This is a genomic window from Pauljensenia sp. UMB6358 (assembly GCF_030216865.1).
GTDB lineage: Bacteria > Actinomycetota > Actinomycetes > Actinomycetales > Actinomycetaceae > Pauljensenia > Pauljensenia turicensis_A.
In genome coordinates, this window is sequence record NZ_JASOMS010000001.1 from 152933 (window position 1) to 178870 (window position 25938).

Consider the following 25938-nt stretch of genomic DNA (forward strand, 5'->3'; position numbering starts at 1 on the left):
TGATGAGCCTCGTCAAACGGCGAAATAACTACGAAGCCGAAGGGGCATCGCCACCCTTGATTCGCAATGATGCGACAAGAGCGACCACGGTGACGATCACGGTGATAACGGGGGAGGCCAAGTAGGAGAGGGGCCCTACTGGCATGACCAGCGCGAAGAGAGCGAAGGCAATCGACACTAACGCGAGTTCGATTGATGCACCTGCGGCGTCGGCGACCTGAAGCCACGATGCAACTTTACCGTGCTCCGAAGTGTCGGTAAGCCCCAGTGTCAGCACTGAGAGTGTCGAGTGCATGAGTCCCGTGCCAAACCCGGCAACAAACCAGCCGACGAGCGCCGGCCACACGGGCCACGACGCAATCACAAGGAACAGAATCGGGACAAGACCAAGCGTCAGCAGAGCCATGCCAATCGCGGGCAACTGCATACGACGGTCGGGGTCGTGGACTCGAGCTTGGTAAGTCGCACCGGCAGACCACGAGATCGTACCGATGGTGACAGCGAGAGCGGCATGATCTGCATCCCACATGTGAACGCGTTGCAAGACAAGTGGCAGGAATGCCGACGCACCGGCCTGAGCGCCCATGGCAAGCAGGCGCGTCATAATCGCCGCGGGCATCCCACGCTTCAAACGCATCGCGCCCTTGGGGAGAAGCTGGGGGAGAGCCCAGCCGGTGAGCACAAGCCCCACAATGATCAAAATGATCAGTTCAATGCCACCGAGAGCCCCCGACAGCTGAAGCATCAGAACACCGGTGCCCGCGACCACAGCGAGCAATCCCAAGTGCTTCAGATTCTTCACCGGGTGCGTTGTGGACGAACCGAGCTGGCGAAGAACAGAAATCAGGGGAAGAACGGCAAGAAGAGCCAAGAACGGAACCGCCCAAAAGACCGGGCGCCAGCCGAAGTACTGCGCGACATACCCAGCAATCGCGGGACCAACGAGGCCCGGCAGAACCCATGACAGAGAGAACGCGGCGAAGAAGAAAGGTCGATGATGAACGTGGGCAATCGAACCAATGAAGACATACAGCGGAACAATAATGAGTCCGCCACCCAAGCCCTGGATCAGACGACCGACAACGAAAATCGCAATGTGAGGAGCGAACGCTGACGTGAGCAGACCGGCGACAAAACAGGTAAAGCCTGCAAGAAGAACCGTCCGAGGCCCTTTTGAATCCGCCAGCGCTCCTGCGATGACGGTCGCGCTGAGCTGAGCTGCGAGAGCTGCGCCAGAAGCGACTGAGAACCACGCTTCGGAATCCAGATCCGCAACGACATTCGGCATGATCGTTGTTGTGGCAAGCCCCTCAAACGCTGCAAGCGTAATCAAAAGAACTGAGCCTACGAGCAAAGAAATCTCAATAGGTTGCCATTTGAGGCGTGTGGAATCTTCAGCAGTCACCTGCGAATCTTCCCACTCCTAGAGCCCCGCGAGCAAAGCAAGCGAACAAGAGCGCATAAAGGGGAGTAAAATCGCGGTGCCGCCGCCCGTCTCGCGGATGGCCACAATGAAAGGAAGACACGTGCTGCGCACTCATAACATTGGCACCCTCAATACCGACCTTGTCGGTCAGACCGTTACTCTGACCGGTTGGGTGGATCGCCGCCGTGATCACGGCGGCGTTGCATTCGTCGATCTCCGCGATGCATCCGGTATTGCACAGGTTGTCGTCCGCGACGAATCCGTCGCCCACGAGCTCCGCTCCGAATTCGTCCTCAAAGTCACCGGCGAGGTGTGTGCTCGCCCCGAGGGTAACGAGAACCCTCACTTGCCCACCGGCGCCATCGAAGTGATGGGCGACGACATTGAAATCCTCAATACGTCCGCACCTCTTCCTTTCCAGGTCTCTGCGCACGCAGAAGACTCCGGCAACGTTGGCGAAGAAACTCGCCTGAAGTACCGTTACCTCGACCTTCGTCGCGAACCGGAACAGTACGCGCTGCGTCTTCGTTCCCAGGTGTCGCGCGCCGCTCGTGACACTCTCTACACGCACGACTTTGTCGAAATCGAAACCCCGACCCTGACGCGTTCGACCCCCGAAGGTGCTCGCGACTTCATCGTCCCGGCTCGTTTGTCGCCCGGCTCTTGGTACGCACTTCCACAGTCCCCGCAGCTGTTCAAGCAGATGCTCATGGTTGCCGGTATGGAACGCTACTTCCAGATCGCACGTTGCTACCGTGACGAGGACTTCCGCGCTGACCGTCAGCCAGAATTCACCCAGCTCGACATCGAAATGAGCTTCGTTGACCAAGATGACGTCATTGCCGTTGCCGAAGATGTCATGATGAACGTCTGGAAGCTCATCGGCTACGACCTGCCTACCCCGCTTCCTCGAATGACCTACAAGGACGCGATGGAAAAGTACGGCTCTGACAAGCCCGACCTTCGTTTCGGCCTCGAGCTGGTTGACCTGACCGAATACTTCAAAGACACCACGTTCCGCGTCTTCCAAGCTCCCTACGTCGGCGCAGTCGTCATGCCCGGCGGTGCTTCCCAGCCGCGTCGCACCTTTGACAAGTGGCAGGAATGGGCGAAGGCACGCGGTGCAAAGGGCCTTGCCTACGTCACCATTGGTGAAGATGGCGCCCTCGGTGGCCCCGTTGCCAAGAACATCACCGATGCTGAGCGCGAAGGACTGGCGGAAGCAACCGGTGCTCAGCCCGGCGACTGCATCTTCTTCGGTGCGGGTAAACCGACCCCCTCGCGCGAATTGCTCGGCGCGGCGCGCCTCGAAATTGGCAAGCGTTGCGATCTGATTGACCCCGACGCATGGGCATTCACCTGGGTAGTTGATGCTCCGCTGTTCAAGCCCACCGGCGACGCAGAAGCAGAAGGCGACGTTGCACTTGGCCATTCCGCATGGACCGCGGTGCACCACGCATTTACTTCCCCAAAGCCCGAATGGCTGGACTCCTTCGACAAGGACCCGGGCAATGCACTTGCCTACGCCTACGACATCGTCTGCAACGGCAACGAAATTGGTGGCGGATCAATCCGTATCCACCGCCGTGACATCCAGAACCGCGTCTTCAATGTCATGGGTATTGGCGACGAAGAAGCCCAGGAGCAGTTTGGCTTCCTGCTGGATGCCTTCAAGTTCGGCGCTCCGCCACACGGTGGCATTGCATTTGGTTGGGACCGCATCGTTTCGTTGCTCACCAAGTCCGAGTCGATCCGCGACGTCATCGCCTTCCCGAAGTCGGGTGGTGGCTACGATCCGCTGACCGAAGCTCCCGCTCCGATTACGCCTCAGCAGCGTAAGGAAGCTGGTGTTGATGCCCAGCCGAAGAAGCGTGGCGAAGAGGAAACCTCCAAAAAAGAGGCCGGTGAATCAAAGTGATAGCGCGCGTCCAATGACGCCCCTATCGTTCGCGTGGAAATTTCATCTCCGGTGAACAACTGAGCGCAGAGGGCGGTACTGAAGACTGAGCTCTTCGGTACCGCCCTCTGATTTATCCCATGGATTTCATCTGTGTCACCAGACTTCTTGCATGGCAGATTCGTCAGGTGGTAGGTCTGTTTCACCTGCATGAGTGCGTGATTTAGGGCACACTGTATGTATGTCGTACGTAGAAATGCACCCAGAGAATCCACAAGTTCGTTTCGTGAACAAAGCTGTCGAGATCTTGAACAACGACGGCGTGATCGCGCTTCCGACTGATTCGGGATACGCGATTGCCTGCAAGCTCGGCAACAAGGCTGGCATGGATACGATTCGTTCGATTCGTCGTTTGGACGCGAAACACAACTTCTCGCTCTTGTGCCATTCTTTTGCGCAACTGGGTGAACTTGTCATCGTCGATAACTCTCAGTTCCGTACGATCAAAGCTCTGACTCCGGGTGCCTACACTTTCATTTTGCCTGGAACTAAAGAGATTCCTCGCATGACGCTGAACAAAAAGAAGCACACAGTTGGTGTCCGCATTCCCGATCATGTCATTACCCAAGAGATCGTTGCAGCGCTTGGCGAACCGCTTCTGTGTTCGACACTGATTTTGCCCGGTGAGAGCGAACCGATGATCGACGGGTTCGAGGTGGATGATCGCATCGGTAAGTTGATTGACCTAGTGATCGTTGCTCCCGTCGGTGGTGACGAGGCCACAACCGTGATCGACTTCACCCAGGGTGCTGGAGTGGTCGCGCGTGCTGGTGCGGGGGATACCTCACTTTTTGAGTAAGTACTTCGTATGACCTTCTCACTTCTCTCCTGATAGGCTCAATGGAGCATATTGAGTAAAGGGGAGGGAAGAATGGCGCTACAACGCCATCTTGGTGCTGTTCGTGCGCATTTCGCGCGTATTCTTGCACTCCTTTTTGTGCTGGTTGGATTTGTTTTAGCCTGTGCTACCCCGTCGTTTGCGCAGGGCGATGGAAAGAGCGCGAACAGCCCTTTTTTAAAGGACTCTCTCTCAGACACGTTCACGGTCCTTTCAAGTTGTAGTGGACTTGACGCAACGCACCTTATTGCCGTCTACCTTGACGGTAACGGAACCCTTTTGCAACGTAGTGAAGCACTGGCAAACCCGCTGACCGGCGAAAAGCTTGACGCGAAGGTGTGGGCAGTTGGTACCTATGACGCGCAGAAAGAGCGTTTCGTGGCACCCGTTGAGATCCCTAACGGCACGAATAATGCTGACGGTACTTTGTGGGAAGCTAACGCCGCTCATCAACTCACTGTCTTCTATCTGACCAAGGATGGTCACAGTGCAGGAGAGGCTTGCGAGTTCACACGCTGGGTCGGCATTACGCAAAAGGCAATCCCGATTACTCCAGTCGATCCCGTTGAACCTGCTACTCCCGTTCAACCGGTAGATCCAGTGATTCCCAGTGAGCCTGAAAAGCCCGTAACCCCCGGTGCCCCGGTTGTTCCTGAGCCCGTTACTCCTTCAGCGCCGGCTACACTGTTGCCTGATGCCATTTCTGCGCAGACGAACACGGCGGCCGCCCGGAGTGCTTCGAATCCAGCTGTTCAGGTTCCTGCCCAGCAAACGACGCTTGCTTCTCCCGTTCCAAGCGAAGCAAGCTCAACGGAAGACCAATCTGACCAGCCAACAGTGAAGCTTCTTTCCTCCCAATCAAGCGAGTCGTCGGCGTCTTCACTGTCGGCGGAAGCCATTCTTGCTGCGCACGAAGCTAACGCCGACAACGGTGCTGCAATGAACGCGGCGATGGCTTTGTCCGCATCAGCCTTCGCGGCCGGTGGTGGCATGGTGTTAATCGCTGGTGGTGTCGTTGCACATCTACTGTCCGCCTCAGCGCCCACTCAGTGAACCTCGTGGACCTTTTTAGTTCCGACTCTTTAACTGCCGACGGAGTTCCGCAGTTTAACTCGCATGCTCCTCTTGCGGTGCGTATGCGTCCAACATCTCTCGACGAAGTCATTGGGCAACGCCATCTTCTCTCAGAAGGTTCGCCTCTTCGACGGTTGCTCGCTCCGGTTAAACCGGGTGCTCCTCAGGTTTCTTCCGTGATCTTGTGGGGCCCACCGGGCACTGGTAAAACCACACTTGCCTACCTTGTTGCTCAATCATCCGGTCGTCATTTTGAAGAATTGTCCGCGGTCTCAGCTGGCGTAAAAGATATTCGAGACGTTGTTGTCAGCGCGAAGAGGCGTACCGCGTCAACTGGTGAAGGAACCATTCTTTTCATCGACGAAGTTCATCGTTTCTCGAAGTCTCAGCAGGATGCTCTTCTCCCAGCTGTCGAAAATCAGTGGGTAACCCTCGTTGCTGCAACAACCGAGAATCCATCGTTTTCGGTGATCTCGCCGTTGCTCTCACGTTCGATCTTGCTGGTGCTCGAGCCACTCGAAGAAGAGGCGATTGAGCTCTTAATCCGTCGTGCTCTCGATGATGAACGAGGTCTGAATGGCGCTTACACACTGGATGATGACGCGATGGGGGGCCTCGTACGCCTTGCTGGCTGCGATGCACGAAAGTCACTGACTCTGCTGGAAGCTGCCGCTGGAGCAGCCGACGACCAACAGTCCCAAGCGATCACCCTTGATCACGTGCAGACCGCCGCGAACCAAGCGCTTGTCCGCTGGGACCAGGATCAGCACTACGACGTTGCTTCGGCGTTCATTAAATCGATGCGAGGTTCTGACGTTGATGCGGCGTTGCACTATCTGGCGCGAATGCTAGAAGCGGGGGAGGATCCTCGTTTTATTGCGAGGCGCGTCATGATCGCTGCCTCGGAAGATGTGGGTATGGCAGCTCCCGAGGTCCTATCTACAACCGTTGCTGCGGCTCAAGCAGTGGCAATGATCGGCATGCCGGAGGCGCGCATTATTTTGGCCGAAGCGGTCATTGCTGTCGCAACCGCGCCGAAGTCGAACGCTGCCTACCTTGGTATTGACAGGGCGATTGCGGACCTGAGAGCTGGAAAGAGCGGACCTGTTCCCATGCATCTGCGCGATGCTCATTACGGGGGAGCGAAACGACTGGGCCACGGCCAAGAGTACATTTATGCGCACGACGAACCGCATCACGTTGCTACCCAGCAGTATCTTCCCGACAATCTTGAGGGTGCACGCTACTATGAGCCAACCACGAACGGGCATGAGAAACTCATCACTGAACGCCTGTCCGTGATTAGGAAACTACTGAAACTACGGTAGTCTTGACGGGTTGCCTGTATGGCACACCTGGGGTCTTAGCCGAAAGAAGCAATTCTGGGAGTTGACCCCGTGACCAACGGATAGTCCGTGGTCATGACACAAGAAACAGGAAAGATAGAGGAAATGGCACAGAACCGTTCCCGCAAGCAGGTGCGCGAATCCCGCGCCCTCGGCATTGCACTCACCCCGAAGGCAGTCCGCTACTTCGAGAAGCGCCCCTACGGCCCCGGCGAGCACGGTCGCTCCCGTCGTCGTCAAGAATCCGACTACGCCGTTCGTCTGAAGGAAAAGCAACGTCTGCGCGCTCAGTACGGCATCCGCGAATCCCAGATGCGTCGCGCCTTCGAAGAAGCACGTCGTACCGCTGGCCTGACCGGTGAAAACCTGGTTGAGCTTCTCGAAACGCGTCTTGACGCCCTGGTTCTGCGTGCAGGCTTCGCCCGCACCATCCAGCAGGCACGTCAGGTCGTCGTTCACCGTCACATCCTGGTTGACGGTAAGATCGTTGACCGTCCGTCTTTCCGTGTGAAGCCGGGGCAGACCATCCAGGTCAAGCCGAAGTCGCAGACCACCGTTCCGTTCGAAATTGCTGCTCAGGGCATCCACCGTGACGTTCTGCCGGCAGTTCCCGAATATCTGGACGTCGAGCTTGAGCGCCTCAAGGCCACTTTGGTTCGTCGACCGAAGCGCGCTGAAGTCCCCGTGACCTGTGACGTCCAGATGGTCGTTGAACACTACTCACGCTGATCACACTTTTGCAGAGCCCCGAGATTTTTCTCGGGGCTCTGTTGTTTTCTTTCACCCCGTTGGTCAGATGTGCTTTATCTGGCCCTCACCTATTACGATAGGGAACCATGCGCACCTCTGAAATTCGTTCACGTTGGCTCAACTTCTTCGAATCCAAAGGCCACCATATTTCGCCTTCGGTTTCGTTGATCTCTCCGGAGCCTTCCATTCTGTTCACCGTCGCAGGCATGGTGCCGTTTATTCCCTACATTCTGGGAACAGAGCCGGCTCCGTGGCCGACCGCAGCATCGGTGCAGAAGTGCATTCGTACGAATGATATTGACAATGTTGGTAAGACCACGCGGCACGGTACGTTCTTCCAGATGAACGGTAACTTCTCCTTTGGCGATTACTTCAAGGAAGGCGCTATCAGCCACGCGTGGGAACTACTGACAACTCCGCAGGATAAGGGCGGTTACGGCCTTGACGGCGACCGCTTGTGGATGACCATCTGGGAAAAAGACGAGGTTTCCTTCGACTACTGGACGAAGACGATCGGCCTGCCCGCAGAGCGCATCCAGCGTCTTCCGTTTGAAGAGATCTCCTGGTCGACCGGTCAGCCGGGTCCTGCTGGCGCATGCTGTGAAATCCACTACGACCGTGGTCCTGAGTTTGGCCCCGATGGTGGTCCCGTCGCCGACGTTGCTGGCGACCGCTTCCTTGAAATCTGGAACCTCGTCTTCGACGAATTTGTTCGAGGCGAAGGTGAAGGCCACGACTTCGAACTCGTTGGCAAGCTTGACCAGACCGCAATTGATACGGGTGCTGGCCTTGAGCGTCTTGCATTCATCATGCAGGACAAGCCGAACATGTACGAGATCGACGAAGTCTTCCCGGTCATTGATGTCGCCCAGCAGATGTCGGGCAAGAAGTACGGCTTGGGTGCCTCAGGCCCCAGCGCGGGTGTCGCTTATGACGATGATGTGCGTATGCGCGTTGTCGCAGATCACGTGCGTTCTGCGCTCATGCTGATCAATGACGGCGTGCGTCCGGGCAACGATGGACGAGGCTACGTGTTGCGTCGTCTGATCCGCCGTGCGGTGCGTTCAATGCGTCTTTTGGGCGTCGACGAAGCCACGATGCCGAGTCTGCTGACAGCTTCGAAGAACGTCATGTCCCTGTCCTACCCGGAACTCAACGAGAATTGGGCAACCATTCAGGACGTCGCATACGCCGAAGAGGACGCATTCCGTCGCACGCTGAGCGCCGGCACTACGATTCTTGACGCCGCCGTTCGTGATGCGAAGAAGGCTGGATCTCACGTTCTGTCCGGCGAATCAGCATTCTCACTGCATGACACCTACGGCTTCCCGATTGACTTGACGCTTGAAATGGCAAGCGAGCAGGGCCTGAAGGTTGACGAGGATGCTTTCAAGACTCTCATGCAGGAGCAGAAGGACCGTGCACGCGCCGATGCTCGCGCAAAGAAGACCGGCCACACCGACGTTCGCCTCTTCCAAGATATTGAGAAGCAGATGGGTGGTGGCTCGACCTTCCTCGGCTACACAGATCTTGGCTCCGAAGCGACGATCACCGCTCTTCTCGTTGATTCCGTTCCCGCTCCCGTCGCGCAGGCGCCTGCTGAGGTCGAGGTCGTCCTTGACCGCACTCCGTTCTACGCTGAGATGGGTGGTCAGCTCGCTGACCACGGTCAGATTCGCCTTGCAGACGGTGGCATTATCGAGGTCCACGATGTCCAGGCTCCGATTAAGGGACTGTCGGTTCACCGTGGCACGCTGACTGAAGGCGTAGTGACGGTTGGTGCGAAGGCATGGGCAGAGGTTGACTCTGAGCGTCGTCTGGCGATTGCTCGCGCTCACACCGCAACCCATATGGTCTATGCGGGTCTGCGTCGAATCGTTGCCGAAGACGCCGATCAGGCTGGTTCTGAGAACTCACCGTCACGTCTACGCTTCGACTTCCGTCACTCCTCGGCTCTCGAGGGTTCGCAGATTAACGACATTGAAGCCCTCATCAATGAAAAGCTTGCCGAGGACCTCGTGGTCAAGACTGACGTGATGTCGATCGAAGAGGCCCGCCTTTCCGGCGCGATTGCACTTTTCGGCGAAAAGTATGGTGCTGAGGTCCGTGTTGTCACCATCGGTGACGGCTTCGATAAGGAACTCTGCGGTGGCACCCATGTTCCTACGACCGGCCACATTGGTCGTATCGCGATCGTGGGTGAAGGATCCATTGGTTCGGGCGTGCGACGCATTGATGCGCTTGTCGGCAATGGCGCGTATTCGTTCCAGGCAAAGGAACATGCTTTGGTTTCCCAGCTGTCGACCATGGTGGGGGGCCGTAGCGAAGAGCTTCCGGATCGTATTGCTTCGTTGCTTGCTCGAGTGAAGGAATCTGAGAAGGAACTCGAGCGCATGCGCACTGAGCAAGCACTGGCTCAGGCGCAGACGTTTGCTGATACGGCACAGTCGCTCAATGGCATTGCTGTAGTCGCCAATGATGCAGGCGTTATGCCGTCCGCTGACGCGTTGCGCACTCTGGCTCTTGAAGTTCGTGATCGTCTTGGCGATGCGAATCCGGTTGTTGTCGCTCTCATCGGCCGAGTGAACGACAAGCCCTCGATCGTCGTTGTGACAAACGAGAAGGCACGCGAGCGCAAGGCTAAGGCAGGCGCATTTGTTCGCGCTGTCGCCCAGCACCTTGGTGGTGGCGGCGGTGGCCGTGATGACATCGCACAGGGCGGTGGCACCAAGCTCGACGCGATCAAGGAAGCGCTTGACGCGATCCGTCGCGAGGTTGCTCATTCGTGAGTCTTCGTCGCGGAACGCGCATCGGTGTTGATGTTGGAACTGTCCGGGTTGGAGTGAGTCGCTGCGACCCGGACGGCATACTCACAATGCCCGTTGAAACTGTTATCCGAGCTGATGACGGTTCTGACGTTGAGCGTATCTGCTCAATCATCGACGAATACGATGCCTTAGAAGTCATCGTAGGCCTGCCGAAACATCTCAAAGGTGGAGAGGGAATTTCAGCAAAAGGCGCTCGGCGCTACGGCAGACGAATTAAGCTAGCTAGGCCACATGTTCGTGTCGCATTGGTTGATGAGAGGCTATCCTCAAATCAAGCGCATGCGCGCTTACGACAGTCAGGCGTTCCAGAGAGGGAACACCGAGCGGTTGTCGATCAGGTGGCTGCTCAAATCATTCTTGAGCAAGCACTTGAAGCGGAACGAATGAGCGATCGAGCCCCAGGGGTCGAGATCATCATTGAAGGGAAGGATCTTTCGTGACGACGCCCAACTCGCAACGCCCTCCATTTCCTCGACGACGAGATATACAGGGACGAGCAGGCACTCAGGCTTCGCACCAGCGCGCGCAGACACCGCCCGCAACGCCACAGTCGAATGATCTTCCTCTTTTTGGAACCGTGAGTAGTGAAACGACCGGCATGCGTTCTCGGCGCCTAGAAGTAGAACGTCGTCGAGCCCGCCGTCGTAAGCGTAATCGTCGTATCCGCGCGTTCATTATCCTGGCAATCGTTATTGCTCTCCTTGGCGGTGCAGCAGTGTATGCCGTACGCCAACTGACCGCGCCTTCATCTTCCTTCTCGCAATTGGACGATGACTATCCAGGTCCGGGTTCAGGCTCTGTTGAAGTGACGATCGATGTCGGCGAAACAGGTGCCGAAATCGGTCAGTCACTGGTTGATGCTGACGTCGTCAAGAGCGTTGCAGCCTTTATCCGCTCGTATGACGCGAATAAAGCAGCCACAATGATCCGTCCGGGCACATACACGCTGAAAATGCAGATGAGGGCGTCTGATGCGGTTGCCGCATTGCTTGATGACGCTAATAGGTCTGATAACACGGTGACTGTCACTCCGGGTCAAACCAAGGCAGAAATTGCCGAGCGTATTTCATCTGTCACCGATTTCAGCTTTGATGATGTCACCGCAGCATTTGAAGATGCCAGCGCTATTGGTTTGCCCGATGTGGCTGGGGGAAACGTTGAGGGGTGGCTTGCTCCGGGTTCATACGAAGTGGCGTCTTCGGATACTCCGGTGACTCTGGTTGCCCAGATGGTTGCCACTACGATTTCCACGCTCGATAGTGCCGGTGTCGCTGAAGACCAGCGCGAAATTGTTTTGAACAAGGCTTCAATTCTCGAACGTGAAGTGAATCTTGACGAGTACCTGCCCAAGGTCGCTCGAGTGATTGAAAATCGCCTTGCTGATACTGAAAACGAGACTCATGGCTTGCTCCAAATGGACTCAACGGTTCTTTACGGAGTTGGTAAAACCGGTGGCGTACCAACCGCTTCCGATCTGCTGGATGAGAACCCGTACAACACATACCTTCATAAGGGGATTCCTCCGAGCCCGATCGCTCAGCCCAGTGAGGCAGCAATCAAGGCCGTGATGCATCCTGCGGATGGCGACTGGCTGTACTACGTGACCATTGATTTGGATACGGGTGAGACAGTGTTTGCTTCAACGCTGGCCGATCACGAAGCCAATCAGAAGAAATTCAAGGACTACTGCGAAGCTAACCCCGGGAAGTGCTGACACAATGAGTTGGGCTGGCGTAATCGGCTCACCCATTGAGCACTCACTATCGCCTCTTTTGCACAGGGCAGCGTGGGATTCTGTCGGCGTGGGTTCTGATTGGACGTACCGCACAATCGAGGTCACGAAAGAAACGTTGCCGTCTTTCCTCTCCTCGCTCGATTCAGGGTGCCTCGGTCTTTCCGTGACCATGCCGTGCAAACAGGACATCATGTCTTTGATTGATGTCTGCGATCCTTTGGCCCAAGCGGTTGGAAGTGTGAATACCGTTGTCCCATCGGCAGGCGTGTTGACCGGTTTTAACACCGATGTGCACGGGATCGTGATGGCTATCGATCAGGCTCGAGCGCGCAGGGGGTGTGATGCGCCGCATTCTGCAGTGATCTTGGGCAGTGGAGCGACGGCGGCCTCGTCCCTTGCAGCCTTGGGCACGCTTGGTATCACTCGCACAACTGTGATCGCGCGTCGTTTTGGCGGACCGGGTTCGATTGTTGTGGCAGCAACGCGGTTGGGTGTTGAGATTGACCAGGTTCTTTTCAGCGATCATGAACGAGTGATGCGTGAGATCGCTTCGGCAGACATCCTCATCTCTACGTTGCCCGCACATATTGGCGATGATATTGCCAAGCAATTGAGCCCGAGAACCGATCAGTGTCTGCTTGATGTCATTTATTCGCCTCGTGACACGCAGCTTGTACAGGTGTATGAAGCCAATGGCGCGTGCGTTGTCTACGGTGTCGAGATGCTTCTTCATCAAGCGCATCTTCAGGTTCAGCTAATGACGGGGAAGAACGCTGATGTGAAGGCGATGCGTCAGGTGATTCATCAATGAGCGATTTTTTAAGTCTTCTGCGCGTCCGTGAAGCAACAACGGTCCAGGACTTGTCGCTTGCGTTAGCACTCGCAACATGGCTGATCATCATCTATTGGCTGTGGCGCTACGGCTGGCGCGTCCAACGCCGATATTTCATTGAAGCGACGCTGACACCGTATAAGCGCACGGGTATCGTGTGGACCTCCGCTTTGTTTGGGGCTGCAACGATTGTGACGCTGCAACTGAAACCGTCGGCACCGGCTATTGTGTCGGTTGCGATGATCGGGGCGCTCTCTGCTTTGGTTGATGCTCGAACGCACAAGCTTCCCAACGCATACACGGCTACGATGGCGATCGGCGTGACCTTCGGTGCGCTCGGCATGATTTTCCACTCGGAAACGCCCGTGAAAGTGATCGTGCGTATTGTCCTGTCGATGGCAATTTGGGCGGTTCCCTTGTGGATCCTTTCTAGGATCCCGGGCGGTGTCGGTTTTGGCGACGTGAAGATTGCTCCTGTCCTTGGAGCGTTGCTTGGGTGCGTTGGTATCCAAGCTGCCTACGGTGGTTTGATTATTTCCTTCGTTTTGGCCGGTGGCGCCGCGTTGTGGCGATTGGTCGTCGGCAATGCAGGGACCGGGGCGCGGATACCTCTTGGACCGTGGCTGATTCTTGGTGCTGCCGGTGGGTATATCGGCTGGGGTGCGATTCTTCAGTGGCAGTAGGCGGTTCTTTCGCCTACGCAGTTGACCGCATTCTTTTTGAGGGTACGAGGCCGGTCGCTTCGATGTGTGCGATGGCGTTATAGCCGGAGAATGAACGGCAGAGGTCGTGTTGACCTGTTCGTGTCAAGATAGATGAATGACTTTAGATCCTTCGATTGCTCAGCGTTTAAAGCGTAATTCTGCCGGTCTTGTTGCTGCTGTCGTTCAGCAGTGGGATACCCGTGAAGTTTTAATGCTTGGGTGGATGGATGACGAGGCTCTTCATCGGACGCTGACGACAGGGCGAGTGACCTTCTGGTCGCGAAGTCGCCAAGAGTATTGGCGCAAAGGTGATACGTCCGGACACCTCCAGTTTGTGAAGGCTGTCAGTCTTGATTGTGACGGCGATGCGTTGCTCATCGAAGTGGACCAGGTTGGGGTTGCCTGTCACACGGGGAAGCGTTCCTGTTTCGAAGAAGGCGGTGACCTTGGTGCAGTCATCGGTCAGCGAGGTGACGTATGAGCACACATGATGAGCCCATTTCAGTATCTCTGCTAGTACCCACTAGCATCGAATTGACGACGGTAGTGGCGAAGGAGCGCAATCATGACAGTCTTAGATGACATCATCGCAGGTGTCCGTGAAGATCTTGCCTTGCGCGAGGCCCACGTCCCCATGGACGAAATCAAGCGACGTGCACTGCGTGCCCCCGATGCCCATGACGCATTCGCAGCCTTCAAGGAACGCGAAGGCGCCGTATCGATTATTTCCGAAGTGAAGCGTTCCTCTCCGTCAAGGGGCGCTCTTGCTGATATTCCTGATCCTGCGCGTCTTGCGTCGATCTACGAAGAAGGTGGCGCAACCGCCATTTCTGTTCTAACGGAAAAACGTCGTTTCTCTGGCTCCCTCGCTGACCTTGATGCAGTGCGTGCCGCAGTGGATATTCCAGTGCTCCGCAAGGATTTTATTGTTACTCCGTATCAGATTCACGAGGCGCGGGCACATGGAGCGGACCTCGTCCTCTTGATTGTCGCCGCACTTGAACAGCCGGCACTTGTCTCGCTTCTGGAACGCGTCCATTCGCTGGGGATGAATGCTCTGGTTGAAACGCATTCGCGTCTTGAGGCGTTGCGAGCGCTCGAAGCGGGAGCACGGATTATCGGGGTCAATGCTCGAGATCTGAAGACCCTTGAAGTTGACCGCGACACCGTTAACCAGGTGATTGATGTGATTCCAGCTGACGTTGTCGCCGTCGCGGAGTCAGGTGTACGAGGCCCCCACGACGTTTTCGAATACGCCAAGTGGGGTGCTGATGCTGTTCTCGTCGGAGAGGCTCTGGTGACCAGCGGTGATCCGTTGTCCTCCATTCGTGACATGGTATGTGCCGGCTCTCATCCGGCTCTCCTGACCGACCGTAAGGCGCGCGTTCGCGCCGCTCTAGAGGAGAAGTAACGTGGCACTGTCAAACGTTCAAGGCCCCTACTTTGGCCAATTCGGTGGACGGTTTGTCGCCGAATCATTGATGGGACCACTCGAGGTTATTGAACGTGAGTGGAAGCGCTTATGGCCCGATCCTGCGTTCCAGAAGCGTCTTCGTGACCTGTTTGTTGGGTATGCGGGTCGTCCGTCTTTGCTGACCGAGGCGCCTCGTTTCTCCCGCGAGCTTGGGGGAGTGCGCGTCTTTTTGAAGCGCGAAGACTTGAACCATACGGGCTCGCACAAGATCAACAACGTGCTTGGCCAAGCTCTTTTGACGAAGGAACTGGGCAAAACCCGAGTCATCGCTGAAACCGGTGCCGGGCAACACGGTGTTGCGACCGCCACTGCAGCGGCGCTTCTTGGCTTGGAGTGCACCGTCTACATGGGCGAAGAAGATACTCGACGTCAAGCACTGAATGTTGCTCGAATGCAGATGCTTGGGGCGGAAGTTGTCGCCGTAGCATCCGGTTCGAAGACTCTGAAGGATGCAATCAATGAAGCATTCCGCGATTGGGTGACGAACGAAGCTACAACCAACTACATCTTCGGTACCGCGGCTGGTCCTCATCCATTCCCGGAACTTGTTCGTGATTTACAGCGAGTGATTGGTGATGAGGCTCGAGCACAGCTTCTGGCAATGGAAGGCCGTTTGCCGGACATCGTCTGCGCATGTATCGGTGGTGGTTCGAACGCAATCGGTACTTTCACCGCATTCCTCGACGATCCCGATGTCGAACTACTCGGGTGCGAAGCTGGTGGAGACGGGGTTGAGACCGGTCGCCATGCCGCTTCGATTACCGCGAATGAAACCGGTGTTCTTCACGGAGCCCGCACGTACCTGCTTCAAGAACGAGACGGTCAAACGAAGGAATCACATTCGATTTCGGCGGGTCTCGACTACCCGGGTGTTGGCCCCGAACATTCGTGGCTCGCTGCGATCGGTCGCGCTCGCTACATTCCCATCAACGATGCCGATGCGATGGATGCTTTCCGGTTGCTATCGCGCACCGAGGGTATTATTCCCGCAATTGAGTCTTCGCATGCTCTTGCAGGTATCCGCCAGTGGGCCGCGCAGAAGGTTCGCGAAAACGGCGGTCCCTTTGCTGAAGGTGAAGGTCCGATTGCCATTGTCACTGTGTCGGGACGCGGAGATAAAGACGTGGACACGGCATCGAAGTGGTTCAACTTGGGTCATGCGACTCGTCAAGTGATTGACCCCAGTGCCGGTTCGACTGGCATTTCCCAGTTGGACGATGATGAAGAGGCGGGCAAGTGAGCAAAGAATTGAAAGCTGGGCATCGCATCGACGAAGCTCATTCACGAGGCGACGCAGCTCTCATCGGATACCTTCCCGTTGGTTTTCCGTCGGTTGATAATTCCATTCGAGCGGGCAAAGTCCTTGCAGATTGTGGTTTTGACGTACTAGAACTGGGCTTCCCCTATTCCGATCCAGGAATGGATGGACCCACGATTCAGAAGGCAACAGTTGCTGCTCTTGAACACGGTACTCACCTTGAAGATCTGTTTCGAGCTGTTGAAGAACTGACCAGTTATGGACTGACCACCGCGGTGATGACCTACTGGAATCCTGTCGAGTGGTGGGGGGTGGAGCGCTTTGCCCGTGATTTTGCTACTGCGGGTGGTTCCGGTCTGATTACCCCCGACCTTCCTCCAGAAGAAGGGGCGCAGTGGGAAGCAAGCGCAGAAGAATACGGCTTGGAGCGCACGTACCTTGTCGCCCCCTCGTCTCCGAGGCGCCGGTTGGAACTGATCAGTGCGCATAGCGAAGGCTGGGTGTACGCTGCCTCGACAATGGGGGTTACCGGTGCTCGCGCATCCGTGGGAGAGCACGTCAAGGACCTCGTTGAACGCACGCGAGATGCCGGGGCTCAGCGCGTGTGCGTTGGTCTTGGTATTTCGAACGGCCAGCAGGCGAAAGAAATCGGTGCGTACGCCGACGGCGTTATCGTGGGCTCCGCACTGGTGAAGACACTGTTTAACGAGCCAATTGACCGCGGCCTTCGTCTTCTTGAAGAACGTGCTCACGACTTGGTTTCAGGAGTGAAAGGAGCCCGATTGTGATCAGCGCCTCCATCCCTTCGCCGTCGCAGGGTGTCTGGTACATCGGTCCGCTACCGCTACGCGCGTACGGATTAATCATCGTTATCGGCATGTTTATCGCCGTCTACTGGACGGCCAAGCGCTACGCACAACGTGGCGGTGACCCTGAACTGATGTATGACGTGGCCCTTTGGGCGATCCCGATCGGTATTATCGGAGCTCGCCTGTACCATGTCTTCACATCACCCGAAGCCTACTTTGGTCCAAACGGTGATCCGGCTCGAATCATTCAAATCTGGGAAGGTGGCTTGGGCATCTGGGGCGGTGTCGCTCTGGGCGCAGTCGGCGCTTGGATTGCAGTGAAACGTTCCGGGAAGCGCCTTGGCCCGCTTGCTGATTCGCTTGCACCAGCATTACTGGTCGCCCAGGCCATTGGTCGCTGGGGGAACTGGTTCAATCAAGAGCTTTTCGGTGGCCCCACGACGTTGCCATGGGGTTTGCAGATCGACGACGCGCATCTGCCCGATGGTTTTGCCTCGGGAACCCTGTTTCACCCAACATTCCTCTATGAGTGCCTGTGGAATCTGACGATGGCGGCAATCATCGTGTGGTGCGATCGTCGTTTCCGTTTCGCCTCTGGACAGGTGTTCGCGCTCTACCTGATCGCATATCCACTTGGACGAAGCTGGATTGAAATGATGCGCATCGACACGGCTCACACCTTCTTCGGAGTGCGCCTGAACGTATGGACATCGCTCGCCATTTTTGCGCTAGGCCTCGTTGTCTACTTCGTTGCCGGGAGACTGGGACGATCCACTATCTTGCAGGGCGACGAACGCTTCGTGCCTGCTGAAAGTGGCGAAAATGCTTCGGAAATCGCTGAACATGGGAACGATCACCTTGAAATTGAATCCCAGGATAAGAGTTTTGACGCCCAATCACGGTAGACTTGGGCTATGCGTCGAGCAAAAATTGTATGTACTCTCGGCCCTGCCACTGATTCTTCGGAGCAAGTCCAAGCACTGGTTGACGCCGGTATGGACGTTGCCCGAATCAATCGATCACACGGCACGGCTGCAGAGCACGAAGCTGTTATTGAAAAGGTCCGTCGTGCTTCCGCGACTTCAGGGCGTGCCATTGCAATCCTCGTTGACCTGCAGGGCCCGAAGATTCGCCTGGAGACGTTCGAAGAAGGGCCCCAGGTCCTCGCTGTTGGTGACACGTTCACCATCACAACCCGCGACGTGCCTGGAACTAAGGAACTCGTTGGTACGACCTTCAAAGGTCTGCCTGGTGACTGTGCTCCCGGCGATCGCCTGCTGATTGACGACGGAAACGTCGCAGTCCGCGTTGTCGAGGTCACCGATACCGACGTCATCACCAAGGTTGAGGTCCCCGGCGTAGTTTCCGACCACAAGGGGTTGAACCTTCCCGGCGTCGCAGTGTCCGTTCCTGCTCTTTCCGAGAAGGATAAAGAGGACCTGCGTTGGGCAATGGAAAACGACGCAGACTTCATCGCTCTGTCGTTCGTCCGCAATGCAAAGGATATCAACGATGTCCACGCGATCATGGACGAATACGGTCGTCGTCTTCCGGTGATCGCCAAGATCGAAAAGCCGCAGGCTGTCGAAGCCCTCCAGGAAATCGTCGATGCGTTTGACGCGATCATGGTTGCCCGCGGTGACCTTGGCGTTGAAATGCCACTCGAGTCCGTTCCGCTGGTTCAGAAGCGCGCCATCGAACTGGCTCGCCGTGCTGCGAAGCCGGTGATCGTCGCAACCCAGGTCATGGATTCCATGATTAAGAATCCTCGCCCGACCCGCGCTGAAGCTTCTGACTGTGCAAACGCCATCCTTGACGGTGCCGATGCGGTCATGCTTTCCGGCGAAACTTCAGTGGGTGCGTTCCCGATCGAAGCTGTTCGCACGATGGCTCGTATTATCGAGTCCACCGAAGAAAACGGTGGCGAAATGATCGCCGCACTGACTGGTTTCTTCGTCAACGACCGTGCGGCCGTCATCTGTGAAGCTGCCGCTCAGATTGCTGAGCATCTTGATGCTCGCTACCTGGTGACCTTCACTCAGTCCGGTGCTTCGGCTCGCATGATGTCGCGTCTGCGTCGCCCGATTCCGATGCTCGCATTTACTCCGCTGGAATCAACGCGTCGTCGCCTGGCATTGACGTGGGGTATTCAGACCTACCGCGTTCCTGAGGTCCGTCACACCGATGACATGGTGTGGCAGGTCGACCAGGTTGCGCAGTCGTCGCGCCTCGCTGAAATTGGTGACGAACTCGTGATCGTTGCAGGTATGCCACCGGGGACCGCAGGTTCCTCGAACATGCTTCGCTTGCACAAGGTGGGCGATGAAGTCGACTACTCAATCGGTGGCGGACTTCGCTGACACCAGCATGTGAAAGGTGGCCAGACTGCTTCGGTAGTCTGGCCATTTTTATTCGTGACACGGACGCTTTGATTGTTCGTGATGGACTAGGGACTTCATGGCGTGCAACACGAAGGGGCGCTTCCGATGGCGGACTACGCGAAATCGTGTAGGGTAGTGGGAGTGCCACGGCGAGTAAGAATGCCGATGAGGGTATTTAAGAAAGCTTTCGGCACATACGACCTACCGTATGAGGTTGCCTGCGCGAACAACGCGCATACCTGCATACGGTCTGATGAATGAATGATGGAGAAGAAAAATGAATACGCGTACCCGGACTGTGTCAGTCCATTCTCAGGCACTGAATCGTCAGGCAAACAACCTGGATATCGACCAGCTGGCCAATGCAGTCAAGCCTTGGTTTGACGAAATGATTGATGTGAGTATTGCTCGCGCAATTTCAGATCTTTCCAACCCACGTTCACGTGGACGCGCAGCTGACTTCCTCGGCCTTGAGCTGATTGAAGCAGCATGATCTGAACGGTGCAGTGGCCTCACTCAAACGGTGATGTAGCTGTGACCAGTACACACTCATGGTGGCGGGCAGTTCGAAAGAACTGCCCGCCACCGTTTGTGTCAGCCTTCGGGTTTAGTCGTCAACCTGATCGATAACAGCGTCAGCGACCTCGCGCATTGACAGACGACGATCCATCGAGGTCTTTTGGATCCAGCGGAAGGCCTCGGGCTCGGTCATGCCCATGTTCTTCTGCAGCAGGCCCTTCGCGCGGTCAACGCGCTTACGCGTTTCGAAACGGTCAGAAAGATCGGCGATCTCCTCTTCGAGAGATTCGATTTCCTGATGACGCGAAAGGGCAATCTCAACGGCAGGAATCAAATCCGCGGGGCTGAAGGGCTTCACAACATACGCCATTGCGCCCGCATCGCGAGCACGTTCAACAAGCTCTGTTTGGCTAAACGCGGTCAGCATGACGACAGCACACGAAAGCTCCTGAAGGATCTTTTCAGCGGCGGTGATGCCATCCATGCGGGGCATCTTCACGTCCATGACACAGAGATCAGGTTCGAGCTCAAGTGCAAGCTGGACGGCTTCTTCACCGTCTGCGGCCTCACCAACAACCTCAAATCCGGCAGAAGTGAGGGTTTCAACGATATCCAGACGAATCAGGCCCTCATCTTCTGCGACAAGAACGCGGCGTGGTTCGTTTTGAACTTCAGTGGTCATAACTGATCCTCGGTTTGTAGGTTTCCTAGCTCTATCATAAACTTAAACGGCGCCGATTACGGCGACGCCCCGATAGCCCAACTGGCAGAGGCGGTCGGCTCAAACCCGGCTTGTTGTGGGTTCGAATCCCACTCGGGGTACGTGCAAAGGGGGCCACGGTAGTTTTCGTACTACCGTGGCCCTTTTCATTTCGCTGATCGTGGTGTGCTGGGAACCATCAAGCTCGTCGCGCCATAATCCGGTTCGTTACGCGCGCCGACGAAATCAGCTTCCCGGCCTCGTTCTTTATTTCAACAAGATGGACTGTCGATGAACCACCCAGGTGAATAGCCGTTGCCGTCGCGATCACTCGACCGGTAGAAACCGACGAGATGTGGGAAATCGTCAGTTCAGTGCCCACCGCGAACCCGCGATCGGCGCCGTGAACGTTACGAGCGTGAATCTGGGAAGCAAATGATGCTGCGGTTTCCGCGAGCGCTGCGCTTGCCCCACCGTGAAGAATCCCAGCTGACTGGGTGTTTCCTTCGACGGGCATTAAGATCACTGTTTTTTCGGGCGAATGTTCTAACACGTCCATTCGCATGGCTTCCATCAGGGAATGTGGCCAATGTGCGCCCACGAATCCGCCATTGTGGGAAGGATCGGGCGCGGTTTGTCGTGCGGTTTGTCCATGCATACCTCTAGGGTTACATGTGTGAGTGACACTTTGCTGATTATCGACGGCCATTCGATGGCTTTTCGTGCCTTCTATGCTCTTCCGGCTGACCGTTTCGTGACACATTCGGGGCAACATACGAATGCGGTGTACGGCTTCATCAAGATGATGGTGAAGATGATCCAAGAGGAAAAGCCGACCCATGTTGCTGTGGCGTTTGACGTGTCGCGCCATTCTTTCCGCACCGAGGAGTATCCGGAGTATAAGGGAACGCGTGATGCGACGCCGGAACCCTTTAAAGGCCAAGTTGAACTGATTAGCCAGGTTTTGGAACTGATGGGTATTCGTTCCCTGCGCAAGGACGGCTACGAAGCCGACGATATTTTGGCGACGCTTGCTCACCGTGGTGAGAAAGCCGGGATGCGTGTCTTGGTCGCGTCGGGGGATAGGGATTCTTTCCAGACGGTGACTGAGAATGTGACGGTTCTCTATCCGGGTGCGTCGACCGAGAACTTGAAGCGCATGACGCCCGCTGCTGTTGAAGAAAAGTACGGTGTCCCACCGTTCCGTTACCCGGAAATTGCGGCTCTTGTCGGTGAGACCTCCGATAATTTGCCCGGCGTTCCCGGTATTGGACCGAAGACAGCGGCAAAGCTGATTAACGAGTTCGATGGCCTCGATAACCTGATGGCGAATGCTGATCAGGTGAAGGGGAAGCGTGGCGAGGCTCTGCGCGAACATGGCGATGATGTTGCGCGTAATCGTCGTTTGAATCGTCTGCTCACGGATCTGGACCTGGGGGTTGAGCTGGGGGATCTTGTCCCCGGGGCTACTCAAAAGACTGAATTGCTTGCGTTGTTCGATACGTTGGAGTTTGGGCGCCTGCGTAACCAGGTGCTTGCGGTCAGTGTAGGCGATGACTCAGTAGAAGAATCGGGGAACGAGGCCGACCAGGCTTTTTGGACGGCGCCCTTAACGGTGTCGGTCGCTTCCGCTGCTACTGACATTTCCGGCTGGGCGCGCTCGGTCGGCCATATTGATGCGATTTGGGCCGACGGGGAGGGGATCCCTGCTCATGGACACATCGATCTTCTTGCGTTAAGCGCAGGAAGTCGCGTCCTTGTCATTGACCCGACCACGCTCTCTCCGGTGCAGGATCAGGCTTTAGTGAAGGTCCTGAAGCACAGCGATTCGCACGTCGTTCATGATGCTAAAGCCTTGTCTCACGCTTTGGCAGGACACGGGTGGGCGATGGCCTGGCCTTCGAAGGACGTTCAGCTTGCCGCCTATCTTGCACGCCCCGATTCGAAGAACGTCGAGATCAAAGAAATCTTGAACCGCTATTTCAACATTGAGTTGCCCGAAGAAGAAAAGAAGACGGACGCTCTCTTCGAGATCGTTGGCAGCGGTGAGATTCAAGAACGTATTCAACGATGCGCGCGTATCTGCTACTCCCTGCCGTTTGTGTGGAAGACCTTGAGCGCGCTTTTAGCGGATAACGGTGAACTGGACTTGCTGACACAGATGGAGCTTCCCGTATCTAGGGTCTTGGCGAAGATGGAAGCGACAGGTATTGCCGTTGATAGTGACGAGTTGCGCTCCCAGTCGACGCAACTGGGATTCGAAGTTGATGCGGCCCGCAAGAGTGCTCTTGATGTGATTGGTGAAGATGTGAATCTTTCCAGTCCCAAGCAACTGCAGAGGATTCTTTTCGAGGTCCTCGATCTTCCCAAGACGAAGAAGACGAAGACCGGCTACACGACGAACGCTGAAGCTCTTGCTGACTTGCGCGAAAAGACGCGAGATTCGGGTGGTCCGGGCTTCGTATTCCTTGACTCGCTGCTGATGCACCGTGATCGAATCAAATTGAAGCAGATGGTGGACACGCTGATTTCCTCCACCAACCCCGATGGGCGCATTCACTCGACGTTCTCACAGGTTGTTACCACAACTGGCCGTTTGGCATCCAAGGACCCGAATCTGCAGAATATTCCAGCTCGTAGTCCAGATGGTCTGAAGATCCGTTCCGGTTTTGTTGCTGGCCCCGGCTTTGAGTCTTTGATGAGCGCCGACTATTCCCAGATTGAAATGCGCATCATGGCGCATTTGTCGGGAGATGAGGGCTTGATCGAAGCTTTCGCTACCGGCGAGGACCTGCACAAGACGATGGCTGCGATGGTTTTCGATACGCCCGTTGAAGACGTGACGGGTGAGCAACGCTCTCGCATCAAGGCCACGTCATATGGTCTCGCGTATGGATTGTCCTCGTACGGTCTGTCCGCACAACTGCATATTCCGGTCCACGAAGCAGCCGCGTTGCGTGACCGCTATTTCGAACGTTTCGCGGGGGTAGGCGACTATCTGAATTCGCTCGTCGACGAGGCTCGGATCAATGGCTACACGGAAACGATGTTCGGTCGTAGGCGCTATCTGCCCGACCTGACCTCATCGAACCGGCAGCGCCGCGAGATGGCCGAACGTGCTGCTTTGAATGCGCCGATTCAGGGGAGTGCAGCGGATATCGTGAAAATTGCGATGGTCAACCTCATCGACGCTCTGCATCAGGCTGACATGAAGTCACGCGTACTGCTCCAGATCCACGACGAATTGTTACTTGAAATAGCACCGGAAGAACGTCAGCAGGCTGAGGAGCTTGTCCGCGACAAGATGAGCTCGCCAGTCCAATTGAAGGTGCCTTTGGATGTCGCAGTGGGAGTGGGAGCGAACTGGATGGCCGCCGCCCACTAGGTGAATGGGTGATCACATGTGTGTCCGTAACGGATAAACGCGACCGAAACCACGTTTTTATCCACCAAACAGTGGAAAAGATCGCGTTAATGAACTGGTAGACTTACTAGCGGTGTCTTGGCACTCGTGTACGCGAATGCCGATTCGCCACTTCTGTACACCTACTATTCAGTCCGTTTCGGAGACACAACTACATGACCACCAATACGCCGCAGGTCGCGGTTAATGACATCGGCTCGACCGAAGATCTGCTTGCCGCCATCGACGCAACCATCAAGTACTTCAACGATGGCGACATCGTCGAGGGCACTGTCGTCAAGGTTGACCACGATGAGGTCCTCCTCGACATCGGCTACAAGACTGAGGGCGTTATCCTCTCTCGCGAGCTCTCCATCAAGCACGACGTGAACCCTGACGATGTTGTTGCTGTTGGCGACAAGATCGAAGCCCTCGTCCTCCAGAAGGAAGACAAGGAAGGCCGTCTGCTCCTGTCGAAGAAGCGCGCACAGTACGAGCGCGCCTGGGGCCAGATCGAAAAGGTCAAGGAAGAAGATGGCGTTGTTACCGGCACCGTCATCGAGGTCGTCAAGGGTGGTCTTATCCTCGACATCGGCCTTCGTGGCTTCCTCCCCGCATCCCTCGTTGAAATGCGTCGCGTCCGCGACCTCGCACCGTACATTGGTCGTGAGATCGAAGCGAAGATCATCGAGCTCGACAAGAACCGCAACAACGTTGTGCTCTCGCGTCGCGCATGGCTTGAACAGACCCAGTCCGAGGTTCGCACGAACTTCCTCCACACTCTTGGCAAGGGTCAGGTTCGTACCGGTAACGTCTCCTCGATCGTTAACTTCGGTGCGTTCGTCGACCTCGGTGGTGTCGACGGCCTCGTCCACGTCTCCGAACTCTCCTGGAAGCATATCGATCACCCGTCAGAGGTCGTTGAGGTTGGCCAGGAAGTCACCGTCGAGGTTCTCGACGTCGACATGGATCGCGAACGCGTCTCCCTGTCCCTCAAGGCAACCCAGGAAGATCCGTGGCAGGCATTTGCCCGTACCCATGCGATCGGTCAGGTCGTGCCGGGCAAGGTCACGAAGCTTGTTCCATTCGGCGCATTCGTCCGCGTCGAAGACGGCATCGAAGGCCTCGTCCATATTTCCGAGCTTGCTCAGCGTCACGTCGAGCTGCCGGATCAGGTCGTCAAGGTTGGCGACGACGCATTCGTGAAGGTCATCGATATCGACCTCGAACGTCGTCGCATCTCCCTGTCGCTCAAGCAGGCAAACGAAGGCATCGATCCGACCTCCGAAGAGTTTGATCCCTCGTTGTACGGCATGGCCGCTGAGTACGACGAAGACGGCAATTACAAGTACCCCGAAGGCTTCGATCCGGAAACCCAGGAATGGATGGAAGGCTACGAGGCACAGCGTGAGGCTTGGGAAGCACAGTATGCCGAAGCGCAGGCACGCTGGCAGGCCCACAAGGCTCAGGTCGTCAAGGCACAGGAAGAAGACGCCGAAGCAGCTCCGGTTGCTCCCGAGGCCACCTCTTCCTCGTCCTCCGTCGAGCCGGAGACCGTTGGTACCCTCGCTTCCGATGAGGCTCTCGCAGCTCTGCGTGAGAAGCTCACGAACGGAAACTGAACTGATCACAGAGCCTCGGCTCTGATGTGATGAACGTGTGCCCCACGAACTGTGTTCGTGGGGCACACGCGTTTATTCACACCACGCGTCGAATGATTCTCCTATGACTGCATTCTCCAGCCTGTATGGACGTTGAAGAATATCGGACGCTAGTCGCTCGTCGACTCATATAGGACAATGAAGCTATGACTCATATTGAGGTGTGTTGAGGATCTTCCTAGCGTTGCGATTGCAACGGATCAGGATGAAGTCGCTCGGATCGTAATAGCTGTTAGGAATGCA

Annotated in this window: 22 protein-coding genes and 1 tRNA gene; 20 read left to right on the forward strand and 3 right to left on the reverse strand. The window is 56.2% G+C overall.

The window, feature by feature from the left end:
- Positions 1 to 28 precede the first annotated feature (28 nt).
- Positions 29 to 1405: an MFS transporter gene (locus tag QP381_RS00735; RefSeq protein WP_219585148.1), complete on the reverse strand. Its 1377-nt coding sequence runs from the start codon at positions 1403 to 1405 to the stop codon at positions 29 to 31.
- 121 nt (positions 1406 to 1526) lie between these two features.
- On the opposite strand from QP381_RS00735, the gene aspS reads away from it, so the two are divergent.
- From aspS to QP381_RS00820, 17 genes are all read left to right on the forward strand, one after another.
- The gene (gene aspS, locus QP381_RS00740) at positions 1527 to 3344 is read left to right on the forward strand and encodes an aspartate--tRNA ligase (protein WP_006681093.1); all 1818 of its coding nucleotides are present in this window, start codon (positions 1527 to 1529) and stop codon (positions 3342 to 3344) included.
- A 220-nt stretch (positions 3345 to 3564) separates the two neighbouring features.
- Positions 3565 to 4182 (forward strand): L-threonylcarbamoyladenylate synthase, encoded by a 618-nt coding sequence (locus QP381_RS00745; RefSeq protein WP_285067383.1) that lies wholly within the window; start codon positions 3565 to 3567, stop codon positions 4180 to 4182.
- 72 nt (positions 4183 to 4254) lie between these two features.
- Positions 4255 to 5274: a hypothetical protein gene (locus tag QP381_RS00750; protein ID WP_285067384.1), complete on the forward strand. Its 1020-nt coding sequence runs from the start codon at positions 4255 to 4257 to the stop codon at positions 5272 to 5274.
- Between the two features lie 5 nt (positions 5275 to 5279).
- Positions 5280 to 6623, forward strand: coding sequence for a replication-associated recombination protein A (locus QP381_RS00755; RefSeq protein ID WP_103632621.1), 1344 nt, complete (start codon positions 5280 to 5282; stop codon positions 6621 to 6623).
- Positions 6624 to 6746: 123 nt separating this feature from the next.
- Positions 6747 to 7370, forward strand: a complete 624-nt coding sequence (rpsD, locus tag QP381_RS00760; protein ID WP_040318548.1) for a 30S ribosomal protein S4 — start codon at positions 6747 to 6749, stop codon at positions 7368 to 7370.
- Positions 7371 to 7477: 107 nt separating this feature from the next.
- Positions 7478 to 10180, forward strand: coding sequence for an alanine--tRNA ligase (gene alaS / locus QP381_RS00765; protein ID WP_219585841.1), 2703 nt, complete (start codon positions 7478 to 7480; stop codon positions 10178 to 10180).
- Positions 10177 to 10659 (forward strand): Holliday junction resolvase RuvX, encoded by a 483-nt coding sequence (ruvX, locus tag QP381_RS00770; RefSeq protein ID WP_006681087.1) that lies wholly within the window; start codon positions 10177 to 10179, stop codon positions 10657 to 10659. The genes alaS and ruvX overlap by 4 nt, the downstream gene beginning before the upstream one ends.
- A 137-nt stretch (positions 10660 to 10796) precedes the next feature.
- Positions 10797 to 11933, forward strand: a complete 1137-nt coding sequence (mltG, locus tag QP381_RS00775) for an endolytic transglycosylase MltG (protein WP_257878499.1) — start codon at positions 10797 to 10799, stop codon at positions 11931 to 11933.
- A gap of 4 nt (positions 11934 to 11937) precedes the next feature.
- On the forward strand, positions 11938 to 12765 hold the full coding sequence (locus QP381_RS00780) for a shikimate dehydrogenase (RefSeq protein WP_219585839.1): 828 nt from the start codon (positions 11938 to 11940) through the stop codon (positions 12763 to 12765).
- Entirely contained in the window at positions 12762 to 13469 is a 708-nt protein-coding gene (locus QP381_RS00785; protein ID WP_006681084.1) for a prepilin peptidase, read from the forward strand. The genes QP381_RS00780 and QP381_RS00785 overlap by 4 nt, the downstream gene beginning before the upstream one ends.
- A 136-nt stretch (positions 13470 to 13605) precedes the next feature.
- Positions 13606 to 13971, forward strand: a complete 366-nt coding sequence (hisI, locus tag QP381_RS00790) for a phosphoribosyl-AMP cyclohydrolase (protein WP_103632591.1) — start codon at positions 13606 to 13608, stop codon at positions 13969 to 13971.
- An 84-nt stretch (positions 13972 to 14055) separates the two neighbouring features.
- The gene (gene trpC, locus QP381_RS00795; RefSeq protein WP_103632592.1) at positions 14056 to 14901 is read left to right on the forward strand and encodes an indole-3-glycerol phosphate synthase TrpC; all 846 of its coding nucleotides are present in this window, start codon (positions 14056 to 14058) and stop codon (positions 14899 to 14901) included.
- A gap of 1 nt (position 14902) precedes the next feature.
- Positions 14903 to 16204, forward strand: coding sequence for a tryptophan synthase subunit beta (gene trpB / locus QP381_RS00800; protein WP_006681081.1), 1302 nt, complete (start codon positions 14903 to 14905; stop codon positions 16202 to 16204).
- Positions 16201 to 17010 (forward strand): tryptophan synthase subunit alpha, encoded by an 810-nt coding sequence (gene trpA / locus QP381_RS00805; RefSeq protein WP_006681080.1) that lies wholly within the window; start codon positions 16201 to 16203, stop codon positions 17008 to 17010. Before trpB ends, trpA begins: the two co-directional genes overlap by 4 nt.
- Positions 17007 to 17936 (forward strand): prolipoprotein diacylglyceryl transferase, encoded by a 930-nt coding sequence (gene lgt / locus QP381_RS00810; RefSeq protein ID WP_285067394.1) that lies wholly within the window; start codon positions 17007 to 17009, stop codon positions 17934 to 17936. Before trpA ends, lgt begins: the two co-directional genes overlap by 4 nt.
- 9 nt (positions 17937 to 17945) lie before the next feature.
- A complete protein-coding gene (gene pyk, locus QP381_RS00815) occupies positions 17946 to 19391 on the forward strand; it encodes a pyruvate kinase (RefSeq protein ID WP_006681078.1) in 1446 nt (481 codons plus the stop codon).
- A 298-nt stretch (positions 19392 to 19689) separates the two neighbouring features.
- Entirely contained in the window at positions 19690 to 19905 is a 216-nt protein-coding gene (locus QP381_RS00820) for a hypothetical protein (RefSeq protein ID WP_006681077.1), read from the forward strand.
- A gap of 114 nt (positions 19906 to 20019) precedes the next feature.
- Here QP381_RS00820 and QP381_RS00825 read toward each other — a convergent pair whose 3' ends face one another.
- On the reverse strand, positions 20020 to 20613 hold the full coding sequence (locus tag QP381_RS00825) for an ANTAR domain-containing response regulator (protein ID WP_006681076.1): 594 nt from the start codon (positions 20611 to 20613) through the stop codon (positions 20020 to 20022).
- 66 nt (positions 20614 to 20679) lie between these two features.
- Here QP381_RS00825 and QP381_RS00830 point away from each other — a divergent pair.
- A tRNA-Leu gene (locus tag QP381_RS00830) sits at positions 20680 to 20753 on the forward strand.
- A gap of 77 nt (positions 20754 to 20830) precedes the next feature.
- Here QP381_RS00830 and QP381_RS00835 read toward each other — a convergent pair.
- Positions 20831 to 21289 carry a PaaI family thioesterase gene (locus QP381_RS00835; RefSeq protein WP_103632595.1) on the reverse strand — a complete coding sequence of 153 codons (459 nt, stop codon included), beginning with the start codon at positions 21287 to 21289 and terminating at the stop codon, positions 20831 to 20833.
- A gap of 18 nt (positions 21290 to 21307) precedes the next feature.
- On the opposite strand from QP381_RS00835, the gene polA reads away from it, so the two are divergent.
- Together polA and rpsA are read left to right on the forward strand one after the other, a co-directional pair.
- The gene (polA, locus tag QP381_RS00840; RefSeq protein ID WP_285067397.1) at positions 21308 to 24016 is read left to right on the forward strand and encodes a DNA polymerase I; all 2709 of its coding nucleotides are present in this window, start codon (positions 21308 to 21310) and stop codon (positions 24014 to 24016) included.
- 194 nt (positions 24017 to 24210) lie between these two features.
- Positions 24211 to 25656 (forward strand): 30S ribosomal protein S1, encoded by a 1446-nt coding sequence (gene rpsA / locus QP381_RS00845; RefSeq protein WP_101627759.1) that lies wholly within the window; start codon positions 24211 to 24213, stop codon positions 25654 to 25656.
- The last annotated feature ends 282 nt before the right edge of the window (positions 25657 to 25938 follow it).

Excerpts from the sequence above, each read along its gene's own strand:
- QP381_RS00745 (WP_285067383.1), top strand. The coding sequence starts at position 3,565 with ATGTCGTACGTAGAAATGCACCCAGAGAATCCACAAGTTCGTTTCGTG.
- QP381_RS00750 (WP_285067384.1), top strand. The coding sequence starts at position 4,255 with ATGGCGCTACAACGCCATCTTGGTGCTGTTCGTGCGCATTTCGCGCGT.
- rpsD (WP_040318548.1), top strand. The coding sequence starts at position 6,747 with ATGGCACAGAACCGTTCCCGCAAGCAGGTGCGCGAATCCCGCGCCCTC.
- alaS (WP_219585841.1), top strand. The coding sequence starts at position 7,478 with ATGCGCACCTCTGAAATTCGTTCACGTTGGCTCAACTTCTTCGAATCC.
- QP381_RS00780 (WP_219585839.1), top strand. The coding sequence starts at position 11,938 with ATGAGTTGGGCTGGCGTAATCGGCTCACCCATTGAGCACTCACTATCG.
- QP381_RS00785 (WP_006681084.1), top strand. The coding sequence starts at position 12,762 with ATGAGCGATTTTTTAAGTCTTCTGCGCGTCCGTGAAGCAACAACGGTC.
- hisI (WP_103632591.1), top strand. The coding sequence starts at position 13,606 with ATGACTTTAGATCCTTCGATTGCTCAGCGTTTAAAGCGTAATTCTGCC.
- trpC (WP_103632592.1), top strand. The coding sequence starts at position 14,056 with ATGACAGTCTTAGATGACATCATCGCAGGTGTCCGTGAAGATCTTGCC.
- pyk (WP_006681078.1), top strand. The coding sequence starts at position 17,946 with ATGCGTCGAGCAAAAATTGTATGTACTCTCGGCCCTGCCACTGATTCT.
- QP381_RS00820 (WP_006681077.1), top strand. The coding sequence starts at position 19,690 with ATGAATACGCGTACCCGGACTGTGTCAGTCCATTCTCAGGCACTGAAT.
- QP381_RS00825 (WP_006681076.1), bottom strand. The coding sequence starts at position 20,613 with ATGACCACTGAAGTTCAAAACGAACCACGCCGCGTTCTTGTCGCAGAA.
- QP381_RS00835 (WP_103632595.1), bottom strand. The coding sequence starts at position 21,289 with ATGCATGGACAAACCGCACGACAAACCGCGCCCGATCCTTCCCACAAT.
- rpsA (WP_101627759.1), top strand. The coding sequence starts at position 24,211 with ATGACCACCAATACGCCGCAGGTCGCGGTTAATGACATCGGCTCGACC.